The 3,332-nt window shown below is 63.8% G+C and carries 5 protein-coding genes; 4 read left to right on the top strand and 1 reads right to left on the bottom strand.

Annotation, left to right across the window (positions count from 1 at the left end):
* Positions 1-405, bottom strand: a 405-nt coding sequence (locus tag I6U14_RS00205; protein ID WP_296895887.1) for a PduL/EutD family phosphate acyltransferase, incomplete at its 3' end; no start/stop codon positions are given.
* 290 nt (positions 406-695) lie between these two features.
* Here I6U14_RS00205 and I6U14_RS00200 point away from each other — a divergent pair.
* The 4 genes from I6U14_RS00200 to I6U14_RS00185 are packed head-to-tail and all read left to right on the top strand — an operon-like array spanning position 696 to position 3,251.
* Positions 696-839, top strand: coding sequence for a hypothetical protein (locus I6U14_RS00200; protein WP_296895884.1), 144 nt, complete (start codon positions 696-698; stop codon positions 837-839).
* 54 nt (positions 840-893) lie between these two features.
* Positions 894-1,283: a transposase gene (locus tag I6U14_RS00195; protein WP_296895882.1), complete on the top strand. Its 390-nt coding sequence runs from the start codon at positions 894-896 to the stop codon at positions 1,281-1,283.
* Positions 1,283-1,756 carry an IS66 family insertion sequence element accessory protein TnpB gene (tnpB, locus tag I6U14_RS00190; RefSeq protein ID WP_296895889.1) on the top strand — a complete coding sequence of 158 codons (474 nt, stop codon included), beginning with the start codon at positions 1,283-1,285 and terminating at the stop codon, positions 1,754-1,756. The genes I6U14_RS00195 and tnpB overlap by 1 nt, the downstream gene beginning before the upstream one ends.
* Positions 1,662-3,251, top strand: a complete 1,590-nt coding sequence (locus I6U14_RS00185) for an IS66 family transposase (protein ID WP_296895880.1) — start codon at positions 1,662-1,664, stop codon at positions 3,249-3,251. The genes tnpB and I6U14_RS00185 overlap by 95 nt, the downstream gene beginning before the upstream one ends.
* Positions 3,252-3,332: the final 81 nt, after the last annotated feature.

Here is a 3,332-nt window from a genome sequence, read left to right as displayed (position 1 = left end):
GTCGTCGCGCGTGACCCGCGTGGGGACGGAGACGTCGTGAAACACGGCTGCAGGTGAGCTGAGTTCGGCCTGGGTGTTGGTGGGGGTGGGCGCGAGGATACGGGCCACAGGGACCAAGCGATTGCGGGGGCCGATGATGTTGACGACCTGCTCGGAGGCGAACTCGCCGTCCTGGTAGAGGTCCTTGAGCTTGGTCAACTGCGAGCCGGTCCCGAAGAGCACCTCGAGGTGTTCCTGGGTGACGTGGATGTGTCTGGCGGAGACGTTGACCACGAGCGGGTTGGGCCCACCGTTGTGGCTGGTGGGTCGAAACGTCTGGCCGATCGCGCCCCACTGGGAGCGAAGGACCTGGCGGACGAGCTGCTCGACCTGCTGGCGATCCAGCGACTGGGTGGTCGCAATCATGTCAGAAGCCTCCGAGGTCACGGACGACGGGCCGTTACAATCATAACTTTTCGCAGTCTCTCATATTCCTTCACCGAAAGCAATGCAATCTAGCAAAATCTTCCACGCCTTCGGAAAAAAGTTATTGCAATTAAGTTGCAGTGACATATTGACAGCGTCCTCCCAGCCATTATCGTGGGCGATGTCTTGCAACTGCGTTTCAGTTGCACTCATCGGCCGCTGCCCCGCCCCGATCGATGAGGCCAAGGGAGGCTGACACTTTTTGCCCGCGGGGTCACTGGAGAATCGTTTTGCAGTTCAATCGTCTGTTCACCGTCGCGGCCGCCCTGTTGCTGGCCGCTGGACATGCCCGGGCCGGCATCGAGGTCCTGCAGCCCGATGAAGCGTGCAGCCAAGATACGTTTGTCTACGAGTTTTTGCCCACAACCCCGTAAGCGTTCCATGAACCGCGTCTTCTGGTGGGCGGGTGGGGTTGTCATGCTTGTGGCATGAATCACCGAAGCGATAGGAGGCGGCGAGCGCGACGGGTGCGTCGTTCGGCTGAGCAGTGGTCGGAGTTGATCGAAGCGCAATCGACGTCGGGCCGATCGATCGCGGCGTTCTGTCGGGAACGCGGTCTGTCGGCGAACAGTTTCTACCGCTGGCGTCGTCGGCTTGAAGCGTCGGCATCGGCGGGATCGCAGCGGCGTGCGTTTGTCCGGTTGCGGATGTCGGGGGCTGGCCAAGCGGCCACTCGACGTTGGGCCGAGGCGGGGGGGTCTGATCGCGATATGGTGGTGGTGCGGTTCGTCGATGGCGTGGAACTCGAAGTCAGCGGCGACCGCCTGGGCGAAGTGCTGGCGTGGCTGCGTGCAGGTTCGATTGGGGGCCTGGCGTGATGCTGGCGTTCAGTGATGCGACACCGATCTATCTGTTCACCTGGCCGACGGACATGCGCAAGAGCTTCAATGGACTGTCGGGTCTGATCGAGCAGCACTTGGGCGCATCGTCGGTGACCGATGGCTCGCTGTTCGTGTTTATCAACCGCCGGCGTGATCGGATGAAGGTGATGGGCTTCGACGGCGACGGGCTTGCGATCTGGTACAAACGTCTCGAAGCAGGTCGCTACGAATTGCCGATGAACCCGATGGGCCGCGGCGACGTACGGATCGACGCCCGGCAACTGCGGCTGATCCTCGACGGCGTTGACCTGGGCAGCGTAAAACGACGCAAGCGGTACAGCCCGCCAAAGCCTTCACCCCTCCCGAGCGTCACGGATGACGATCGAGCAACTCACCGAACAATTGGAACAGCGCGACGCGTTGATCGCGGAACTGAGCGAGGCGGTGGACAAGCTGCGCGGAGAGCTTGAGTGGTGCAAGCGTCAGTTGTTCGGCCGCAAGTCCGAGCGTTACGAGGACCCGAATCAACCGAAGCTGTTCGATACCTCCGCATCGACGGTCCAGGACGCCACCGATGCGGATGAATCGGTGACGGTCCCGGTGGCCCCTCACGAGCGGCACTTCCGGGGGCGGAGGCGGGGCAAGCGTCAGCCGATCCCCGATCACCTGCGTCGCGAGCGGATCGTGCATGATCTGCCGGAGGACCAGCGGATCGACCCGGCGACGGGCGAACCCCTGCTGACGAAGATCGGCGAGGAGGTCAGCGAGAAGCTGGCGTTCCGGCCCGGCGAGGTGTACGTCGAGCGTCACGTCCGCATCAAGTACCGGCGCCGGGAGGAGAATCTGAACGCCCCCGAGAGCGAATCGGAAGTGGTGATCGCACCGCCCTCGGAAGCGGGCCTGGCCAAGAGCATCGCCGCCCCGAGTCTGCTGGCGGAGATCGCGGTGCGTAAATACGCCGACCACCTGCCGCTGGATCGGCTGGTGAAGATATTCGGCCGCCACGGCGTTGAACTGAGCAAAGCGTCGATGTGCCGCTGGATGCAGGCGATCGGCGAACTGGCCGCGCCCCTGCTGGCGCTGATGAAGCGGCGGATGCTCGAACACAGCGTGATCATCGGCCATGACGACACGCCGGTGCGACAGCAAGAGCCCGGCAGTGGTCGTTGCCGGACGTGCCGGTTCTGGACGGCGATGGGACAGGTGGGCACGGCGGGCCATTACGTGCTGTTCGATTACACGCAGAACCGATCCCGCGCCGGGCCCGAGCGGTGGTTCAGGGATGTGCACGATCAGCCGCTGTTCGTCGCAGGCGAACTGCAATGCGACGCCTACGCCGGCTACGGAACCAATTCCGGGGGCGGGGGCCCGGGCGGTCTGTTGGACCCGGAAGGTCCGTGGCGGATGGTCCATGTCGGCTGCTGGGCCCATGCCCGACGCAAGTTCCACGACGCGCGGCTCAACGCTCCGGGCCCGACCTGCGAAGCGCTGGCGATGATTCGCCAGTTGTATGCGATCGAAGCGAAGATCAAGGACGCTTCGGACGATGATCGCCGCGAGGTACGCCAGATGCAGGCGAAGCCGAAGGTCGATGCGTTCTTCAACTGGTGCGCCGATCAGCAAGCCACAACGCTGCCCCGCAGCGCGATCGGCGAAGCCCTGACCTACGCCCTGAATCAGCAGACGTCATTACGCCGCTACCTCGACGCCGGCCATCGGCCGATCGATAACAACGCCACCGAACGAAGCCTCCGCGGCCTGGCCATCGGACGCAAGAATTGGCTGTTCGCCGGCAGCGAAGCCGGCGGACACGCCGCCGCTCGCCTGTTCAGCCTCATCGGCTCGGCCTGCCTCCACGGCGTCGAACCCCTGGCCTACCTCCACGACCTGGTCCGACGCCTGCCTGCCACCCCGATCAGCCAGGTCGACCAGTTTTTGCCCGACCGCTGGCCCGCGAACAACTGAAAACTCACCAGTTCGTGGAACGCTTACTGGAAACGAACGGAAATTGTGGCGTTGCCAATGGGGCCTTTCCAGCAGTTCCCG

Origin of the sequence: Thiohalocapsa sp., from assembly GCF_019695415.1 — a bacterium.
In the GTDB taxonomy this organism is placed as follows: domain Bacteria; phylum Pseudomonadota; class Gammaproteobacteria; order Chromatiales; family Chromatiaceae; genus Thiohalocapsa.
The sequence above is the reverse complement of the archived record's forward strand: the minus strand, read 5'-3'. Positions and strand labels throughout refer to the sequence as shown.

What these genes read in the sequence shown, in the direction of transcription:
- tnpB (WP_296895889.1), top strand. Translation starts at nt 1,283, where the DNA reads ATGCTGGCGTTCAGTGATGCGACACCGATCTATCTGTTCACCTGGCCG.
- I6U14_RS00195 (WP_296895882.1), top strand. Translation starts at nt 894, where the DNA reads ATGAATCACCGAAGCGATAGGAGGCGGCGAGCGCGACGGGTGCGTCGT.
- I6U14_RS00185 (WP_296895880.1), top strand. Translation starts at nt 1,662, where the DNA reads ATGACGATCGAGCAACTCACCGAACAATTGGAACAGCGCGACGCGTTG.